Annotated in this window: 17 protein-coding genes; 8 read left to right on the top strand and 9 right to left on the bottom strand. The window is 70.7% G+C overall.

The window, feature by feature from the left end; genetic code table 11:
* Positions 1–125: 125 nt before the first annotated feature.
* Positions 126–479, top strand: a complete 354-nt coding sequence (locus GT755_RS26675) for a DUF6247 family protein (protein WP_161482363.1) — start codon at positions 126–128, stop codon at positions 477–479.
* The gene (locus tag GT755_RS26670; RefSeq protein WP_161482362.1) at positions 472–735 is read left to right on the top strand and encodes a hypothetical protein; all 264 of its coding nucleotides are present in this window, start codon (positions 472–474) and stop codon (positions 733–735) included. Before GT755_RS26675 ends, GT755_RS26670 begins: the two co-directional genes overlap by 8 nt.
* Positions 736–803: 68 nt before the next feature.
* Here the strand turns inward: GT755_RS26670 and katG are convergent, their stop codons facing one another.
* Both katG and GT755_RS26660 read right to left on the bottom strand, forming a co-directional pair.
* The gene (gene katG, locus GT755_RS26665; protein ID WP_161482361.1) at positions 804–3,011 is read right to left on the bottom strand and encodes a catalase/peroxidase HPI; all 2,208 of its coding nucleotides are present in this window, start codon (positions 3,009–3,011) and stop codon (positions 804–806) included.
* 20 nt (positions 3,012–3,031) lie between these two features.
* Entirely contained in the window at positions 3,032–3,466 is a 435-nt protein-coding gene (locus tag GT755_RS26660) for a Fur family transcriptional regulator (RefSeq protein ID WP_030451740.1), read from the bottom strand.
* A 71-nt stretch (positions 3,467–3,537) separates the two neighbouring features.
* On the opposite strand from GT755_RS26660, the gene GT755_RS26655 reads away from it, so the two are divergent.
* Positions 3,538–4,254: an alpha/beta fold hydrolase gene (locus GT755_RS26655; RefSeq protein ID WP_161482360.1), complete on the top strand. Its 717-nt coding sequence runs from the start codon at positions 3,538–3,540 to the stop codon at positions 4,252–4,254.
* 49 nt (positions 4,255–4,303) lie between these two features.
* On the opposite strand, the gene GT755_RS26650 is transcribed toward GT755_RS26655, so the two are convergent.
* From GT755_RS26650 to GT755_RS26640, 3 genes are all read right to left on the bottom strand, one after another.
* Positions 4,304–5,041, bottom strand: a complete 738-nt coding sequence (locus tag GT755_RS26650) for a neutral zinc metallopeptidase (protein ID WP_161482359.1) — start codon at positions 5,039–5,041, stop codon at positions 4,304–4,306.
* Between the two features lie 84 nt (positions 5,042–5,125).
* A complete protein-coding gene (locus GT755_RS26645) occupies positions 5,126–7,429 on the bottom strand; it encodes a transketolase-like TK C-terminal-containing protein (protein ID WP_328794511.1) in 2,304 nt (767 codons plus the stop codon).
* A 37-nt stretch (positions 7,430–7,466) separates the two neighbouring features.
* Positions 7,467–8,129: a TetR/AcrR family transcriptional regulator gene (locus GT755_RS26640; RefSeq protein WP_161482358.1), complete on the bottom strand. Its 663-nt coding sequence runs from the start codon at positions 8,127–8,129 to the stop codon at positions 7,467–7,469.
* Positions 8,130–8,441: 312 nt separating this feature from the next.
* On the opposite strand from GT755_RS26640, the gene GT755_RS26635 reads away from it, so the two are divergent.
* Together GT755_RS26635 and GT755_RS26630 are read left to right on the top strand one after the other, a co-directional pair.
* Positions 8,442–9,293, top strand: coding sequence for an LLM class F420-dependent oxidoreductase (locus tag GT755_RS26635; RefSeq protein ID WP_161482357.1), 852 nt, complete (start codon positions 8,442–8,444; stop codon positions 9,291–9,293).
* 106 nt (positions 9,294–9,399) lie between these two features.
* Positions 9,400–9,771 (top strand): STAS domain-containing protein, encoded by a 372-nt coding sequence (locus tag GT755_RS26630; protein ID WP_161482356.1) that lies wholly within the window; start codon positions 9,400–9,402, stop codon positions 9,769–9,771.
* Here the strand turns inward: GT755_RS26630 and GT755_RS26625 are convergent.
* Genes GT755_RS26625 through GT755_RS26615 form a run of 3 tightly spaced genes read right to left on the bottom strand, consistent with a single transcriptional unit; the run spans position 9,768 to position 12,104 of the window.
* Positions 9,768–10,154, bottom strand: a complete 387-nt coding sequence (locus GT755_RS26625) for a TOBE domain-containing protein (protein ID WP_030451747.1) — start codon at positions 10,152–10,154, stop codon at positions 9,768–9,770. The genes GT755_RS26630 and GT755_RS26625 overlap by 4 nt on opposite strands.
* Before the next feature lie 10 nt (positions 10,155–10,164).
* Positions 10,165–11,118, bottom strand: coding sequence for a helix-turn-helix domain-containing protein (locus tag GT755_RS26620; protein WP_161482355.1), 954 nt, complete (start codon positions 11,116–11,118; stop codon positions 10,165–10,167).
* A 41-nt stretch (positions 11,119–11,159) separates the two neighbouring features.
* Positions 11,160–12,104: an alpha/beta hydrolase gene (locus GT755_RS26615; RefSeq protein ID WP_161482354.1), complete on the bottom strand. Its 945-nt coding sequence runs from the start codon at positions 12,102–12,104 to the stop codon at positions 11,160–11,162.
* A 134-nt stretch (positions 12,105–12,238) separates the two neighbouring features.
* Here GT755_RS26615 and GT755_RS26610 point away from each other — a divergent pair, with 134 nt between their 5' ends.
* Positions 12,239–12,670, top strand: coding sequence for a hypothetical protein (locus GT755_RS26610; RefSeq protein WP_161482353.1), 432 nt, complete (start codon positions 12,239–12,241; stop codon positions 12,668–12,670).
* Here the strand turns inward: GT755_RS26610 and GT755_RS26605 are convergent.
* Positions 12,609–13,430 (bottom strand): class I SAM-dependent methyltransferase, encoded by an 822-nt coding sequence (locus GT755_RS26605; RefSeq protein WP_161482352.1) that lies wholly within the window; start codon positions 13,428–13,430, stop codon positions 12,609–12,611. The genes GT755_RS26610 and GT755_RS26605 overlap by 62 nt on opposite strands.
* A gap of 24 nt (positions 13,431–13,454) precedes the next feature.
* Here GT755_RS26605 and GT755_RS41320 point away from each other — a divergent pair, with 24 nt between their 5' ends.
* Both GT755_RS41320 and GT755_RS26595 read left to right on the top strand, forming a co-directional pair.
* Complete coding sequence (locus tag GT755_RS41320) at positions 13,455–14,630, top strand: alpha/beta hydrolase (protein WP_161482351.1); 1,176 nt, start codon at positions 13,455–13,457, stop codon at positions 14,628–14,630.
* Between the two features lie 91 nt (positions 14,631–14,721).
* Complete coding sequence (locus tag GT755_RS26595) at positions 14,722–17,223, top strand: ATP-dependent Clp protease ATP-binding subunit (protein WP_161482350.1); 2,502 nt, start codon at positions 14,722–14,724, stop codon at positions 17,221–17,223.
* The last annotated feature ends 12 nt before the right edge of the window (positions 17,224–17,235 follow it).

Below are 17,235 nucleotides of genomic sequence, written 5' to 3'. Positions count from 1 at the left end.
GCCACGTGTTCGCGGCGGGCCCGATCATGCGCCGCCGCTACGAGGGCGGCGGCACCCGGTCAAGTGCCTGAACAGCGTCGGCCGACGGCGATACGGTGAGATGAGTTCCCAGCTGGAGGTCGCCGATGTCCACTCCGCGTCACGATGACGAGGCCCTCATCCCTCAACCGCCGATGACGACGGCGGCGCTGCGGGCCGCGGTGGCCCAGATCGCCCCCGCTCATCTGGGTCAGTTCGTCGAACATCTCGATCAGGCGACGGAGCAGGCCGCGCGGCAAAGTACCGTCGCACCGCTTCTCGGGTTCCTCCGGCAATGGGCCGAGTTCGTGGCCATCCACCGCCACCCCGCCACGGCCGCCCGCCTACACGATCTGGAGCGGCAGGTGGCCGTCGCCACCGACCGGCAGACGGTGACGGTCCTGCTGGCCGAGATCCGCGCCATCACCGACGCCGCCCGTGGTGACGCCGCCGATGAGTGACGCCTGGACCTGGGAGTACGACCCCGACGAGGAAAGCGTCGCCCACGGGCTGCCCGCCCCGGTCCTCGCCGAGGTCGAACGGCTGGGCGATCAACTCGCGATTCTGGGACGGGACGCGGCCACCGCGGGCAGAGGCCCTCTGCACGGCGGAGGGCTGCGAACGCTCGACCTGTTCGGCGGCCGGGGCTTCCTGAATTTCATCGTCGCCGACCATCTCCAACTTGTGCTGGTCGTCCGCGTCACCTGGCTCGACTGAGGAACACCCCGGCACGCCGAAAGGGCCGGGCCGCGTGGATCGCGGGCCGGCCCCTGTCAGATGTCAGGTCAGACCAGGTCGAACCGGTCGAGGTTCATGACCTTGACCCAGGCCTTCACGAAGTCGGCGACGAACTTCTCGCCGGCGTCGTCGCTCGCGTAGACCTCGGCCAGCGCACGGAGCTCGGAGTTCGAGCCGAACACCAGGTCGGCGCGGGTGCCCGTCCACTTGACCTCGCCGGTCGCGGCGTCGCGGCCCTCGAAGGAGGTCTGGTCCTCCGACGTCGACTTCCACGTCGTGCCCAGGTCGAGCAGGTTGACGAAGAAGTCGTTGGTCAGGGTGCCGGGGCGGGTGGTGAAGACGCCCTGCGCCGACTGGCCGGTGTTGGCGCCGAGCACACGCAGGCCGCCCACCAGGACGGTCATCTCGGGCGCGCTCAGGGTCAGCAGGTTGGCGCGGTCGAGCAGCAGGTACTCCGCCGGGTAGCGGTTGCCCTTGCCGTAGTAGTTCCGGAAGCCGTCGGCGGTCGGCTCCAGGGCGGCGAACGACTCGACGTCGGTCTGCTCCTGGGTCGCGTCGACGCGGCCCGGGGTGAACGGGACCTCGACGGTGTAACCGGCGTCGCGAGCGGCCTGCTCGACGGCGGCCGAACCGGCCAGCACGATCAGGTCGGCCAGGGAGACCGGCTTGCCGAACGACGCCTGGATGCCCTCAAGGGTGCTGAGCACGCTGGCGAGCTGGTCGGGGTCGTTGACCTCCCAGCCGATCTGCGGCTGGAGGCGGATGCGGGCGCCGTTGGCGCCGCCGCGCTTGTCGCTGCCGCGGAAGGAGGAGGCCGAGGCCCACGCCGCCGAGACGAGCTGCGGGACCGACAGGCCCGAGTCGAGGATCTTGGCCTTCAGGTCCGCCACGTCGGCGTCGGAGAGCAGGTCACCGGTGCGCGCGGGGAGCGGGTCCTGCCAGAAGAGCACCTCGCTGGGGACCTCGGGACCGAGGTAGCGCACGACCGGGCCCATGTCGCGGTGGGTCAGCTTGTACCAGGCGCGGGCGAAGGCGTCGGCGAACTCGGCGGGGTTCTCCAGGTAGCGGCGGGAGATCTGCTCGTAGATCGGGTCGACGCGCAGGGCGAGGTCGGTCGTCAGCATCGTCGGGGCGTGCCGCTTGGCCGGGTCGTGGGCGTCGGGGACGGTGCCCTGGCCCGCGCCGTCCTTCGGACGCCACTGGTTGGCGCCGGCGGGGCTCTTGAACAGCTCCCACTCGTAGCCGAAGAGGATCTCGAAGAAGTCGTTGGTCCACTGGGTGGGCTTGGTCGTCCAGATGCCCTCGAGACCGCTGGTGATCGTGTCGGCGCCCTTGCCGGTGCCGAACGTGTTGCGCCAGCCGAGGCCCTGCTCCTCGATCGAGGCGGCCTCCGGGTCGGCGCCGACGTGGTCGGCCGGGCCCGCGCCGTGGGTCTTGCCGAAGGTGTGGCCGCCGGCGATGAGGGCGACGGTCTCCTCGTCGTTCATGGCCATGCGGCGGAAGGTCTCGCGGATGTCGCGGGCGGCGGCCAGCGGGTCGGGGTTGCCGTTGGGGCCCTCGGGGTTGACGTAGATGAGGCCCATCTGGACGGCGCCGAGCGGGCTCTCCAGGTTGCGGTCACCGGTGTAGCGCTTGTCGTCGAGCCAGACCGACTCGGGACCCCAGTAGACGTCCTCCTCGGGCTCCCACACGTCGGCGCGGCCGCCGGCGAAGCCGAAGGTCTGGAAGCCCATGGTCTCCAGGGCGACGTTGCCGGTGAGGATGAGCAGGTCGGCCCAGGAGATGCTCTGGCCGTACTTCTTCTTGACCGGCCACAGCAGACGGCGGGCCTTGTCGAGGTTGCCGTTGTCGGGCCAGGAGTTCAGCGGCGCGAAGCGCTGCTGGCCGGCGCCGGCGCCGCCGCGGCCGTCGTGGATGCGGTAGGTGCCCGCGCTGTGCCACGCCATGCGGACCATGAAGGGGCCGTAGTTGCCGAAGTCGGCGGGCCACCAGTCCTGGGAGGTCGTCAGCACCTCGGCGATGTCGCGCTTGACGGCCGCGAGGTCGAGGGCGTTGAAGGCGGCGGCGTAGTCGAAGTCGTCGCCGAGGGGGTTCGCGACGGCCGGGTTCTTCGCGAGGATCTTCAGGTTGAGCCGCTCCGGCCACCACTGGCGGTTGCCGCCGCCCTGGGTCGGGTGGGCCGCGCGCACGTGCGCGACCGGGCAGGCGCCCTCATCCTTCGCGTCGGTGACGATGGCGTCGTGGTTCTCGGACATCCAAATCCTTCCGGACTATCTCAGCTCGCAGTGGCGGAACAGCTGGGGCAGCGGCCCCAATAGATGACCTCGGCCTCGTCGATCGTGAAACCGTGGGTCTCGGACGCGGTCAGACACGGCACCTCACCCACGGCGCAGTCGACGTCGGCGACGGCGCCGCACGACCGGCAGACGATGTGGTGATGGTTGTCTCCGACGCGTCCTTCGAACCGGGCCGGGCTCCCGGCCGGCTCGATCCGGCGGACCAGCCCCGCCGCGGTCAACGCGTGCAGGGCCTCGTATACGGCTTGGAGGGAGACGTGACCGACTCGATCACGGACGCCCGAGGCGATGTCTTCGACGCCGAGGTGGTTGCCACCCCGCACGGTCTCCAGCAGCGCGACCCGGGCTGCCGTCACCCGCAGTCCCGCCCCGCGCAACTCCTCCGCGATGGTCTGGCTCTTGGGTGCCGTCATGACGTCCAACTTACCGCCCTAAACACGAACGATACAAGTTTATGAATCATCCAACTGTAGGATTCCGGCTCATGCCCCGACTGGCCGTCCTGATCGTGCTCGCCCTGCTCACCGGGTGTGGCGTCGCGCCCGACAGCCCGCTCGCCGACCAGTGCGACACCGTGCCGCCCGGCGCCGAACGGGTCGTCCTTCGGGCCGGATCGGGTGTACGGCTGGGCGCGGCGGTGGTGGGGCCGCCCGGCGCCCCGGTCGGGATGGCGGTCGCCCACGGGGCCGGCCACACGCTCTGCGACTGGTTGCCGGCGATGTCGGCGCTCGCCGAGAGGCTGCGCGTACGGGTGATCGTCCCCGACCGCCGCGGCACCGGCTCCAGCGAGGGCGACGGGGAGGTGGGCGAGCTGGCCGCCGACCTGCAGACGGCCCTGACCTGGCTGCACGACCAGGGCGCGACCAGGCTGGCCGCCCTGGGCAGCTCCTACGGCGGCCCGATCGCGGTGCTGGCCGCCCAGCGGGCGACCTCTCTGCCGATGTGCGTCGCGATCGCGGTCTCGCCGCTGACCGGCATCGAGGGCGGCGTGGCGCCGCTGGCCGAGGACAGGCCGGTCCGGAGCCTGTGGACGGTCGCCGAGACCGCCTTCGGGGCCAACGCGACGGCCCTGTTCGAGAAGGTCCCCCAGGCCACGAAGGGGCGGCTCAAGATCCTGCCGGTCGACGACCACAGCCTCGGCCTGCTCCGCGGCCACCCCGAGGCGATGACCTTCGTCGAAGACGCCCTGCGTACCTGCTGAACAGGAAGGGCGGGCCGCCCGCGGGCGGCCCGCCCTCACACGCCTCCCGTCAGGCCACCCGCGAGCGCGGGGCGCTCCAGGTGTTGCACGACCCCGGGCTCGCGGTGGTCCAGCCCCGCTTCAGCCAGTAGGCGTTGTTCGGGCCGTTGCCGTGGTCCGGCGGCGCGCCCGCCTTGTCGCCGCCGTTCTTTCGGTACCACTCGAACTCGTAGTCCATGTTCTGGGCGATGCCCGGCACCGAGCCGCTGACGCTGCGCAGGAACGCCCCCGCGAAGCACTGCGCCTGGAGTTCGAGGCGGCGCGAGGTCTCGTTCCCGGGCACCTGCAGGGAGTAGGCCCGGATCCCGGCCAGCCCCTGGATGTGGTGGCCGTACTCGTGCGCGAGCAGCTCCGCGCCCCACAACCCGTAGCCGTTCTTGACCGGCGTGCTCCACAGGTAGATGTAGAGCGTCTCGGAGTTGTAGCAGTAGTAGCCCACGAACCGGGCCGGGAACTTGCCGCACGAGGTGTTGCCGCGCGTGTTGACCACGACCATCTTGGGCGCGCGGAACTTCTTGCCCGCCTGGGCGAACGACTTGCGCCAGGCGGTGGCCAGGCAGGTGTTCACCTTGATCAGATAGGCGCGATAGGAAGCTCGGCTGCCGGCCCTCGGCGACCCCGCACCGCAGTTGACCGTGCCGAACTTCGTCTTGTACAGCGGATTCGCCGTCGCCACGGACTTGGGCACGAACGCCTTGGCCTCGGCCTGGGCCGGAGACGCCAGCACGGCCCCCGCCGTGATCAGCATTGCGGCGACAACGAAATAGCGAGTAATTCTCGTCACGAGTCCGAAATGGTAGGGCTTATGACATCGATCCAAGCTGCGAACACCTCAACTTGACACATCCAGGACAGCCCCAACGATGGCGTCCGCGTCGATCCCGTGGTACCGGTAAACCGACTCTAGATCGCCGGACTGCCCGAATCGGGTCACTCCGAGATGACGCGCCTTGACGTTGTTGATTCCGGCCAGGAACGCCAGGGTGTGCGGGTGCCCGTCGAGGACGGTGACCATCGGCGCGGCGCGGTGCGCCGGGAAGGCCGCGTCGAGCACCCAGGTCGCGCCGTCCTCCCGCCCGGCCCTGGCCTGGGTGGCGGTGAACAGCAACCCCGGGCTGGTGACGCAGACGACGTCGGCGCGGATCCCGAGCCGCTGCAGCCGCTCGGCGGCCGAGAGCGCCTCCGGGACGGTCGCGCCCATCGCCACGATCGTGACCGCGGGGGCGTCGGGGGCCTTGCGCAGCAGGTAGGCGCCCGCGACCGCCTGCCGTCGCCGCCGCTCGCGGACCGCCGGGTCGCCGGGCACGTCGGCCAGCGACTGGTCGACCGGGCGGGTCGACAGGCGCAGGTACGCCGACCTGCCGTCGGGACGGCCCAGCTTGGCCAGCGAGGCCAGCAGGGTCCACTCGACGTCGATGGCGAACGCGGGCTCGTACGTGACGCACCCCGGCTGTTCCAGGCCGAGCGACGGCGTGGTGATCGACTGGTGCGCGCCGCCCTCCGGGGCCAGCGTGACCCCCGACGGGGTGCCGACCAGGATCGACTGGCCGCCCGCGTAGATGCCGAACGACCACGGCTCGTGGGCGCGCTGGACGAACGGGTCGTAGAGCACCCCGATCGGCAGCAGCGGCTGCCCCCACCGCGACCAGGTCGCGCCGAGCTCGCCCAGCAGGCCGACGAGGTTGGTCTCGGCGATGCCCAGCTCGATGTGCTGGCCGGTGGGCCGCTCACGCCAGTGCAGGATCGTCTCGGGGTCGTCGGCGAACCAGTCGACCTGCTCGGTCGCCGACCAGACCCCGACCTTGTTGACCCAGCCGCCGAGGTTGGTCGACGAACTGACATCGGGGCTGAGCGTCACCACCCGGCGGGCCGCCTCGGGGGCCGACCGCGTGAGGTCGAGCAGGGTGCGGCCCAGCGCCGCCTGGGTGGTCGCGGTGCCGGCCGGGATGCGGCCGAAGTCGGTGGGCACCTCGGGCGGGGTCATCGTGGCGACCGGCGGGCGCTTGAGCGCGGCGCCGACCTCGGCGCAGAACCGGGCCTCGGGCGAGTCGGCGGGGAAGCCCGCCCACGGGTCGCCGGGGTCGGCGCCGACCCGCTCGGCGAGCTCGGCGAGCTGCTCGGCGGTCAGCAGGGAGCTGTGGTTCTGCGGGTGTCCCTCGACCGCGAGGCCGTGCCCCTTGATCGTGTACGCGAAGATCACCGTCGGCCGGGTGTCGTCGATCGCCGCGAAGGCCTGGTTGAGCGCCGGGAAGTCGTGCCCGCCGAGGTTCCTGACCGCGCGGGTGAGCGTGTCGTCGTCCAGCGTCTTGAGGAGCGTGTCGATCTCGGGGTCGCCGGCGGGCAGCCGCTCGCGGAGCTGGTCGGGGGTGCAGCGCAGCAGGCGCTGGTATTCGGGGTTGGGCATGGCGTCGATGCGGGTGCGCAGCGCCTCGCCGCCCTCCTGCCGGAACAGCGACTCCAGCAGGGCGCCGTACTTGACGGTGATGACCTGCCAGCCCGCCGCGGCGAACATGCCCTGCAGGCGCGGGGCGCCCAGCGCCGGGACCACCCGGTCGAGCGACTGGCGGTTGAGGTCGACGATCCAGACGATCTCCCCCAGGCCCGCCACCATCGGGTCGCCGATCGCCTCCCAGACCGCTCCCTCGTCGAGCTCGGCGTCGCCGACCAGCGAGTACTGGCGGCCCGCGCCGCCGCCCGACGTCATCGAGTCGACGTAGCGGCGGGCCAGCGCGCCCCAGATCGGGGCGGTGGCGCCGATGCCGACCGAGCCGGTCGAGTAGTCGACCTGGTCGGGGTCCTTGGCGCGGCTGGGGTAGGACTGCAGGCCGCCGAACTCGCGCAGCGTCGTGAGATAGCGCCGGTCGAGGTCGCCCAGCAGGTAGTTGACGGCGTGCAGGACCGGCGAGGCGTGCGGCTTGACCGACACGCGGTCTTCGGGCCTCAGGTGGCGGAACCACAACTCGGTCATGATCGAGACCATCGACGCCGACGACGCCTGGTGGCCGCCCACCTTCAGGCCCGTGCGGTTGGGGCGTACCCGGTTGGCGTGGTGGACGATCGCCATGGAGAGCCAGAGAACCCGGCGTTCGACGGCTTTAAGGACATCAGTGTCGTTCGACCACAATTCTCGCTGCACGGGCGAAACTATGGCATCAACCAGCACTAACGTCTAATTAGGACCGCTTCCCGCGGCCGCCTTTCGCCCGTGCGGCCGGCACCCGCTCCAGGGCCTCGCGCGACTCCTTCAGCGCGATCGCGCTCTCCACCAGAGAGATGGTCGAGGACACCATCACCTCGAACAGTTCGCCGGGCGACACCCCGCGCGCCCCGCGCGCCTCCTCCAGCCGGGACACGGCCGGCCCGTCCTCCAGAGCCTTGGCCCCGACCTCCTGCAGGGCGCTGGTCACCGCGAGCAGTTCGAGGCTCTCCGTCACCGGCGCGATGATCCCGAGCGGCACGCCCTCGCGCTGCAACCGCGCCACGAGCGCCTCGGCCTCGGGGGTGCCGCCCAGCGAGGCCCGGCGCAACATCACCGGGATCAGCCCCGGATGGGCCACCAGGGCGGCGCGGGTGCGATAGGCCGTCAGCGGTAACCAGACCCGCCAGCTCGGGTGGTCGGGAACCGGGAACTCGACGCTTTCCAGCGCGAGCTGCGTGACCCCGTCGAGAATCTCGTCCTTGTTCCGGAAGTGGTGGTAGAGGGATGCCCCGTTGACGTTCAGGGCCTCGCCCAGCCGGCGGATGCTGAGAGCGTCGAGCCCCTCCTCGTCGACGATCGCCAGCGCCGTTTCCAGGACCTTTCTCCGGGAGATCAGCGGGACCTTGGGCCGGGCCATGGCACCTCTTCTACTCTGTGAACTTTTGACTTAGAGGGTAACGCCCAACGCCGTTAGACAATGGCCTATCCGTTTACCGCCGCGTCCATTTGCAGAACACCGGTGAAATCGAATTCTCATCCGTCGCCACCTGGGAAAACACGCCCGATCGCCACGTTCGGTAAGCGCCGGGTTTGGATTCAACGATATTCATGACCGGCCATCCGTCCACCGACCAGAAGAGGGCGCCGAGGCGGGGTTAAGCAGCTGTTGATCACGGTACGTCACCAGGTAACGCCGTTCACCCCGGCGCGAACACACGAAAGAGGCGACATGAAACCCTACGGCGTTTGGGCCCGAGAGTTCCGGACCGACAACCCGGCCGAGGTCGGGCAGGCGGCGGCCGAGCTGGAGAAGCTCGGCTACGGCGCGCTCTGGGTCCCCGGCGGGACCGACAGCGGTCTCGACACCGCGGCGAACATCCTGGCCGCCACGACCGACGTCACCGTCGCCACCGGCATCACCAACATCTGGTCCACGTCGGCCCGCGAGGCCGCCGAACGCACTCGCGCCCTCGGCTCCGCCCACGGCGGCCGTTTCCTGCTCGGCCTCGGGGTCAGCCACGAGAGCATGGTCGACCGCTTCCGCCCCGGCGCCTACCGCAAGCCGCTCACGGCCATGACCTCCTACCTCGACGAGCTCGACAAGGAGGGGGTGACCCCCGACCGCCGGGTACTGGCCGCCCTCGGCCCCAAGATGGTGGAGGTGGCCAAGAACCGGGCCGCGGGCGCCCACCCCTACCTGGTGACCCCGGAGCAGACCGCCGCGATCCGGTCGGCGATCGGCCCCGGACGCCTGGTCGCCTCCGAGCAGGGCGTCGTCCTGGAGACCGACCCGGCCCGCGCCCGGCAACTCGCCCGCGAGGCCCTGCACCCCTACCTGGCCATGCCGAACTATGTGAACAACTGGCTGCGCGGCGGCTTCGCCGACGACGACGTGAGCGGCCGGGGCAGCGACCGGCTGATCGACGCCCTGTTCGTGTGGGGCACGCCCGAGCAGTGCGCGGCCCGCCTCAACCAGCACCGCGACGCGGGCGCCGACCACGTGTGCCTCCAGGTGCTCGGCACCCCGGCGGGCGAGTTGCCGATGGAGCAGTGGCGCGAGCTGGCGACGGTCCTGTTCTAGACGTCCGACAGCCGTCCGCATGACTGGGATCCCACCTTAATGGTCAGAGAACCTCGCAAAGGCGACTATGGGCTGAGACGGTGACTAGCGAGCGAAGGGGACGCGCATGCACCTGGCGGTCGACATCACCGACATCGACCAAGACACCGTGATCATGTCACTGGTGGGCGAACTCGACATGTTCACCCAGCCGGTCGTCGAGGCCACCCTGATCGGGCTGCACGCCCGGAACGTCAGCCGCGTCGTCGTCGCCGCGGCCGGCCTGACCTTCAGCGATCTCGGCGGCATGCTCACCCTCTGCCGCGCCGACGAGCAGTTACGCGGCCGCGGCGGCGGCCTCACCCTCGCGGCCCCCGCCCGGCAGGTCCTCCGCATCAACGCGCTGCTCGCCGCCGAGGGGTTGCGGGTCTGCCGGTCGGTCTCGGAGGCCCTGGGCGTACGCCTGGCGCGCCACCCCCATCGCAGCCATCGGGCCTAGGAGAGCTCGACCACCACGTTGGTCGACTTGACCACCGCGACCGCGACCGCACCCGGTTCCAGCCGCAGCTCGTCGGCTGCCTGACGGCTCATCAGCGACACCACCCTGAACGGCCCGGCGGCGATCTCCACCTGGGCCATCACGGTGTCGCGCACGACCTCGGTGACGATGCCCCGGAACCGGTTGCGGGCCGACGAGGTGGCCCCGCCGGTCTCCCCGGCGATCTGGGTGCGCGCGAAGGCGGCCAGGTCGGGCCCGTCGATCAGCCGCCGGCCGTGCTCGTCGCGGCTGGCGGCGAGCCGCCCGGAGTCGACCCAGCGGCGTACGGTGTCGGCGCTCACGCCGAGGATCGCCGCGGCCTCACTGATCCTGAACGTGGCCACGCGCGACAGCCTATTCCGGGTGGGCGTGCAGCCGCCGCAGTGCGAACGCCAGCTGCAGCCGGAACCGCCCGCCGGGCTCACGCACCTCCCACCCGAGCAGGTGCTCGGCCCGCCCGAGCCGGTCGACCAGTGTCGAGTGGTGAAGGGTGAGGTGGGTGGCGGCGGTCCGCAGGCTGGTCGACGTGACGACCGCGTGCAGCGTCTCCAGCGCCCAGGCGGGCAGTGTGCCGAGCGTGACGACGTCGGGCGAGGGCGCCGTCGCCGGGCCGACGGCGGCGGCCACGGCGGCCAGGCCGCCGAGGTCGTCGTAGTGCACCACCCGCGGCCCGAGCACGTCGTCGGCGAACCGGAGCGCGACCTTCGCGTCGGCGTAGGACCTGGGCAGCCGTCCGACCGGCACGACCGGTCCCACCCCGGCCCTGACCGCGCCCAGCGGGTGGCGGGCCTCCCCGTGCGGCTCGACCAGCACGACCCCGTCGGGCAGCGCGATGGCGCGGGCCCGTTCCCCGAGGCGCAGCCGCCTGGCCGCGTGTGACCGGGCGGTCTCCCCGACGGAGGCGTCCACGACCAGCTCGACGAGGGCGGGGTCGGGCGCCCGGCCCCGCGTCCGGTCGAGCACGTCCCGGGCCAGCGCCACCCCGCGCTCCAGCACCATCAGGTCGACGGGTGAAGGCGGACTGGGCTTCTCCAGGAGGAGCTCCACCTCCCCGGACCGCACCCGCGGCCAGTCGGGGTTCTCATCAGAGGGGTGGTCTTCGCGGTGGCCGTCGGCCAGGACCCGCAGGAAGACGGCGCGCTCCTCGTCGACCAATCGGGCCGCGCAGCCCGCCAGCACCGCGACCCCGCGCACGGTCGCCTCCAGCCCCGCCCGCCCTTCGGCGAGCCGGTCGAAGTAGGCGATGACCTGCACGGCGGCGCTGGCGTCAGGGTCGAGCGCGGCCAATCTTCCGACGAGCTCCCGCATCTCCTCAGTCTCCCTCAGCGGCCGACCGGAATCCGCGCGGCTCAGTGGCCGAGCAGCCGCCGCAGCCAGTCGAGCCGGGCGTGCTTGGCCCGCTGGGACAACGCCGCCTGCGGGACCATGACGTCGAAGCCGTGGAAGCCGCCCGGCCACACGTGGAGTTCGGCCTGGCCGCCCGACTGCCAGATCGCGGTCGCGTAGGCGACGTCCTCGTCGCGGAACGTCTCGGCCGAGCCGACGTCGACGAACGCGGGCGGCAGGCCCGACAGGTCGGTGGCCCGCGAGGGCGAGGCGTAGATCGACACGTCCGGGCCGCCGCGGCGGTCGCCGAGGAGGGCCGACCAGCCGGTGTCGTTGGAGGTGTGGTCCCAGACGCCGAGCCCGGACATCTGGTGGCTGGAGACGGTGTCGTTGCGCTCGTCGAGCATCGGATAGATGAGCATCTGGCCGAGCAGGGCGGGGCCGCCCCGGTCGCGGGCCAGCAGGGCGGTGCCCGCCGCCAGGCCACCGCCGGCGCTGCCGCCCGCGATCACGATCCTGGCCGGGTCGATCCCCAGGTCGGCGGCGTTCTCGGCGAGCCAGACCAGGCCGCGGTAGCAGTCTTCGACGGGCGCGGGGTCGGGGTGCTCGGGGGCGAGGCGGTAGTCGACGCTGACGACGACCAGGCCGAGCTCGACCGCCCACGCCAGCGGATCGGCCAGCCCGACCCGATGGTCGCCCATGATCATGCCGCCGCCGTGGATCCAGTACACGGCGGGTGCGGGCGTCGGCGCGGCGACCGGGCGGCAGACGACGACCGACACCCCGTCGCCGAGGTCGACGTCGGTGAGGTCGACGATCCCGTCGAGAGTGAGGTCTTCGGAGGGGGTGAAACCGGCCATCCCCTGGCGGAGCAATGGGATCATCTCGGGCGTGAGCGACGACGGCATGTTCTGCGAGATGACCGCGAGCGCGGCGGCGAGCTCGGGGTCGAACGGTACGGCTGTCATGCCTCACATCCTGATCAGAGGTGCCGTGAGTCCCAAGCGCCATGCGGTGGGCGATTCCCGACGAGTGGCGGGAACAGCGCATGTTGAGTAGGCGTACTCATTCTCCCGACGACAAATAACCGGATATTGGCGACATGGGTGTCGAATTGCATAAAAAACGCTCCCGACAGGCGCAGGTCATCACCGCCGTCCTCGTCGGGGCGGCCGTCATGCCGCTCACCGGTGCGGTCGGCCGGTTCCTGTCCTCCAGCGGAATCGGCGAGGCCATCTGCTCGGGCGGCCTGGAGTGCCTCCTGCCGGTGATCTTCACCGCCTACGCCGTCGCGACGGTGGCCGCCTGGGCCGCCCTGGCGCTGCTCGGCGTCCGGCCCGCCTTGCGGGTGACCCTGGGAGGGGCGGTGTCGTCGGCCGTGGTCGTCGTGGCGACCCTGCGCTTCGACCCGCCGGGCTACTTCTGGATCATCGCCGCGGCCGCCGCCGCCTGTTTCGCCCTCGCGGCGTGGGTCAGCTCCAGGAGTAGCGCAGGATCTGCCCGATATTCCGGAACCCCGGCAGATGCGCCATGATCCACATCGCCACCCGCCCGCCGAGCGGATAGTCCTCGACGCCCGGCATGTCGACCACCCGCTGCGCCTCCCGCAGCGTCAGCCCGGGATGCCACGACTCCAGCACACGCGGGTCGTCGACGGCCCAATAGAGGGTCGCGCCGGTCTGCCGGACGGGCCGGTTGAGCTTCTGGAGCCGGATCCCGGTCGAGTTCTGGCAGTCGAAGATGAGCTCGCCCGTCGCGAACCTGCCGGTCAGCCGCTCGATCAACCGGCGGCCGTCGTCCTCGCGGAGATACATCGACAACCCCTCGAAGACCACCGCGGTCGGCCGGTCGTCGGGCACCGCGCCCAGCCACTTCTCGCTCGTGACCGACGACGCGATGGTGTGGTAGTCGCCGTCGGGCCGGTCGATCACCCGGTCGCGCAGCTCCAGCACCTCCGGATAGTCGAGGTCGATCCAGCGCACCAGGGGGCCGGGGTCGATGCGCTGGGCCCGGGTGTCGAGCCCGCAGGCCAGGTGGAGCACGGTCGCGGTGGGGTGGCGCCGGAGGAAGTCCCTGGTCCACTCGTCGATGCGCAGCGCCCGCAGGGCGACCCCGGCCGCCATCACGGGGGTGATGCCGGTCTTGGCGAAGTCGTAGTCGATCCGCTCGACGGCCTGCTGCGCGACCTCGTCCTTCAGAATCGAGCGGGGGGAGCGACTGTCGAGAGCTCGGCTCCACAGGGTGGCGAGCATCGTCTCCTGGGCGCCGGCGAGGGAGATTTTCTCGCGGTCCATTACTCCATTGTGTACGTTCGCAACGTGGCAGATCGTCTGGATGTATGGACATATGAAATAGATGGCGAATTAGAGGCCGCCTACGACCATTCCGTCACTGACGATGAGCGTGCCGCCGCAGGCCGTGAGACGGTCGCCCAGCACCTGCGGTCGCTCGTCACCGCCAACAAGATCAGAGCGGCCGAGAACTGGTCGGAGAAGCTGCCGCCCGACGCCGAGATCAGGCGGGTCTGGACCCCGCGCGACCCCGCCGCGCTGCGCGCCCGGCTCGACGACGACGACCTGGCGGTTTGGTCGGAGGACGACGTGCTCCACATCGTCTGGCGGGGCACGTGCGAGTACCCCCGCATCTCCGGCGGCGTGCAGTTCCTCATGTGGCCGGTCGACGGCGCCGACGACCTCTGGGAGGCGTCGCTGCGCATCCGCCGCCTCGACGAGTCGGTGATCAGCGTGTACGTCTGCCCCGACGCCCCCACGATGGTGGCCGAGCGGGAGTGGCGCGGGAAGCTGGCGCCTCCGGCGCTGCCCGAGGTCTCCGAGCTCCAGGGCACCCTGGAGGAGCACCGGCTCACCTTCCTCGGCGAGCCCCGCACGATCGCCCTTTACGTACCGCCCGGAACCCGGGGTCTCATCCCCGCGGTGTGCCTGGCCGACGGCCAGATGCTGGCCGCCTTCGCCCCGGTCGTCGAGGCGGCGATCGTGACGGGCACCTGCCCGCCGGTGGCCGTGGTGGGGATCTTCTGCGCCGAGTCCGGCGACGGCGACCCGAGGTCGCAGGAGTACCTCCCGGCCCACGACCCCGAGCGCTACGCCGCCCACCTGGCCTTCGTCACCGACGAGGTGATCCCGTGGGCCGACGAGCGGTTCCCCGCCTCGGGCGTCTGGCTGACCGCCGGGGCGTCGAGCGGCGCGGTCTGGGCCCTCAACGCCGCCCAGCGGCGTCCCGACGTCTTCTCCGGCGCGCTCGGGCTCAGCCCCGGTATCCCCCCGGAGACCGAGCTGCACGCCCTGACCAGGAGCTACGTCGGCGGCGGCACCCTCGAATCGGGTTTCCGGTGGGCGGCCGACGACTGGGCCACCAAGCTGACCGCCGCCGGAGCGAAGGTCCGCCACGTCGAGTGGGCCGGCGGCCACGACATCTACTGGTGGGCGCAGCACTTCCCGCCCGCTCTAACCTGGCTGACCGTACGCCCTGAGTGAAGTTCGCCGATCGCGTATTCGGTACCCATCACTCCAATTACCGCGTTCTATGGAGTAACAGGGCCCCCCGGACTCCATGGAGCGGCGAGAGATGTTCGAAAGGTTCACCGACCGAGCGCGGCGGGTGGTCGTCCTGGCCCAAGAAGAGGCCCGGATGCTCAACCACAACTACATCGGCACCGAGCACATCCTGCTTGGCCTCATCCACGAAGGCGAAGGCGTCGCCGCCAAGGCCCTCGAAAGCCTGGGCATCAGCCTCGAAGGCGTCCGCCAGCAGGTCGAGGAGATCATCGGCCAGGGCCAGTCGGCCCCCTCCGGCCACATCCCCTTCACCCCGCGTGCCAAGAAGGTTCTCGAGCTGTCGCTGCGCGAGGCGCTGCAGCTCGGCCACAACTACATCGGCACCGAGCACATCCTGCTCGGCCTCATCCGCGAGGGCGAGGGCGTGGCCGCCCAGGTCCTCGTGAAGCTGGGCGCCGACCTGAACCGGGTGCGCCAGCAGGTCATCCAGCTGCTGCACGGCTACCAGGGCGGCAAGGAGGCCGCGGCCTCGGGCGGGCCCCAGGAGAGCGCGCCCGCGACCTCGCTGGTCCTCGACCAGTTCGGCCGCAACCTGACCCAGGCCGCCCGCGAGGGCAAGCTCGACCCGGTCATCGGGCGGGACAAGGAGATCGAGCGGGTCATGCAGGTGCTGTCCCGCCGCACCAAGAACAACCCGGTGCTCGTCGGCGAGCCCGGCGTCGGCAAGACGGCCGTCGTCGAGGGCCTGTCGCAGAAGATCGTCAAGGGCGAGGTGCCCGAGACGCTCAAGGACAAGCACCTCTACACCCTCGACCTGGGCGCGCTGGTGGCGGGCAGCCGCTACCGCGGTGACTTCGAAGAGCGCCTGAAGAAGGTGCTCAAGGAGATCCGCACCCGCGGCGACATCATCCTGTTCATCGACGAGCTCCACACCCTGGTGGGTGCGGGCGCGGCCGAGGGCGCGATAGACGCCGCGTCGATCCTCAAGCCCATGCTGGCGCGAGGCGAACTCCAGACCATCGGCGCCACGACGCTCGACGAGTACCGCAAGCACCTGGAGAAGGATGCCGCGCTGGAGCGTCGTTTCCAGCCGATCCAGGTCGCCGAGCCGTCGTTGTCGCACACGATCGAGATCCTCAAGGGTCTGCGTGACCGCTACGAGGCCCACCACCGCGTCTCGATCACCGACGGCGCGCTCGTGGCCGCGGCGACGCTGGCCGACCGGTACATCTCCGACCGGTTCCTGCCCGACAAGGCGATCGACCTGATCGACGAGGCCGGCTCGCGCATGCGCATCCGCCGCATGACCGCCCCGCCCGACCTGCGCGACTTCGACGAGAAGATCGCCAACGTGCGCCGGGACAAGGAATCGGCCATAGACGCGCAGGACTTCGAGAAGGCCGCCGCCCTCCGCGACAACGAGAAGCAGCTCATGCTCAAGCGTGAGCGGCGCGAGCGCGAGTGGAAGGCCGGCGACATGGACGTCGTCGCCGAGGTCACCGAGGAACTGATCGCCGAGGTGCTGGCCACCGCGACCGGCATCCCCGTCTTCAAGCTGACCGAGGAGGAGTCCCAGCGTCTCCTCCGGATGGAAGACGAGCTGCACAAGCGCATCATCGGCCAGGACGACGCGATCAAGGGCCTCAGCCGCTCGATCCGGCGTACCCGGGCGGGCCTGAAGGACCCCAGAAGGCCGGGCGGCTCGTTCATCTTCGCCGGCCCCTCAGGTGTCGGTAAGACCGAGCTCTCGAAGGCGCTGGCGGAGTTCCTGTTCGGCGACGAAGACGCGCTGATCATGCTGGACATGTCGGAGTTCATGGAGAAGCACACCGTCTCCCGGCTGTTCGGCTCGCCTCCCGGCTACGTCGGCTACGAGGAGGGCGGCCAGCTGACCGAGAAGGTGCGGCGCAAGCCGTTCTCGGTGGTGCTGTTCGACGAGATCGAGAAGGCCCACCCCGACATCTTCAACAGCCTGCTGCAGATCCTGGAGGACGGCCGCCTGACCGACGCCCAGGGCCGGGTGGTCGACTTCAAGAACACGGTCATCATCATGACCACCAACCTCGGCACCCGTGACATCAGCAAGGGCATCGGGGTCGGGTTCGCCAAGAACAACGACGTCGAGGGCAACTACGACCGGATGAAGGCCAAGGTCCAGGAGGAGCTCAAGCAGCACTTCCGGCCCGAGTTCCTCAACCGCGTCGACGACACCGTCGTCTTCCACCAGCTCCGCATGACCGAGATCATCCAGATCGTCGACCTGATGCTGGCCCAGGTGGACGCCCGTCTGAAGGACCGGGACATGGCTCTGGAGCTGACCCCGGCCGCCAAGCAGGTGCTCGCCGACCGTGGTTACGACCCCGTCCTGGGCGCCCGGCCGCTGCGCCGGACCATCCAGCGTGAGCTGGAGGACTCGTTGTCGGAGAAGATCCTCTACGGCGAGCTGCGTCCCGGCCAGGTCGTCAAGGTCGACGTGGAGGGTGAGGGCGAGGCCGCCAAGTTCACCTTCGTCGGCGAGGCCAAGCCGGAGACCGAGATGTACGTCCCGTCGACGTTCACGGCGAAGCCGTAACAGCGGAAGACC

This window comes from Herbidospora solisilvae (assembly GCF_009901565.1).
In the GTDB taxonomy this organism is placed as follows: domain Bacteria; phylum Actinomycetota; class Actinomycetes; order Streptosporangiales; family Streptosporangiaceae; genus Herbidospora; species Herbidospora solisilvae.
The sequence above is the reverse complement of the archived record's forward strand: the minus strand, read 5'-3'. Positions and strand labels throughout refer to the sequence as shown.

Bases quoted from the DNA above. Each gene is read 5' to 3' on its own strand.
- GT755_RS26615 (WP_161482354.1), bottom strand. From the start codon at position 12,104: ATGACAGCCGTACCGTTCGACCCCGAGCTCGCCGCCGCGCTCGCGGTC.
- GT755_RS26655 (WP_161482360.1), top strand. From the start codon at position 3,538: ATGCCCCGACTGGCCGTCCTGATCGTGCTCGCCCTGCTCACCGGGTGT.
- GT755_RS26630 (WP_161482356.1), top strand. From the start codon at position 9,400: ATGCACCTGGCGGTCGACATCACCGACATCGACCAAGACACCGTGATC.
- GT755_RS26620 (WP_161482355.1), bottom strand. From the start codon at position 11,118: ATGCGGGAGCTCGTCGGAAGATTGGCCGCGCTCGACCCTGACGCCAGC.
- GT755_RS26670 (WP_161482362.1), top strand. From the start codon at position 472: ATGAGTGACGCCTGGACCTGGGAGTACGACCCCGACGAGGAAAGCGTC.
- GT755_RS26595 (WP_161482350.1), top strand. From the start codon at position 14,722: ATGTTCGAAAGGTTCACCGACCGAGCGCGGCGGGTGGTCGTCCTGGCC.
- GT755_RS26610 (WP_161482353.1), top strand. From the start codon at position 12,239: ATGGGTGTCGAATTGCATAAAAAACGCTCCCGACAGGCGCAGGTCATC.
- GT755_RS26605 (WP_161482352.1), bottom strand. From the start codon at position 13,430: ATGGACCGCGAGAAAATCTCCCTCGCCGGCGCCCAGGAGACGATGCTC.
- GT755_RS26650 (WP_161482359.1), bottom strand. From the start codon at position 5,041: ATGCTGATCACGGCGGGGGCCGTGCTGGCGTCTCCGGCCCAGGCCGAG.
- katG (WP_161482361.1), bottom strand. From the start codon at position 3,011: ATGTCCGAGAACCACGACGCCATCGTCACCGACGCGAAGGATGAGGGC.
- GT755_RS26635 (WP_161482357.1), top strand. From the start codon at position 8,442: ATGAAACCCTACGGCGTTTGGGCCCGAGAGTTCCGGACCGACAACCCG.
- GT755_RS26660 (WP_030451740.1), bottom strand. From the start codon at position 3,466: ATGACGGCACCCAAGAGCCAGACCATCGCGGAGGAGTTGCGCGGGGCG.
- GT755_RS26640 (WP_161482358.1), bottom strand. From the start codon at position 8,129: ATGGCCCGGCCCAAGGTCCCGCTGATCTCCCGGAGAAAGGTCCTGGAA.
- GT755_RS26675 (WP_161482363.1), top strand. From the start codon at position 126: ATGTCCACTCCGCGTCACGATGACGAGGCCCTCATCCCTCAACCGCCG.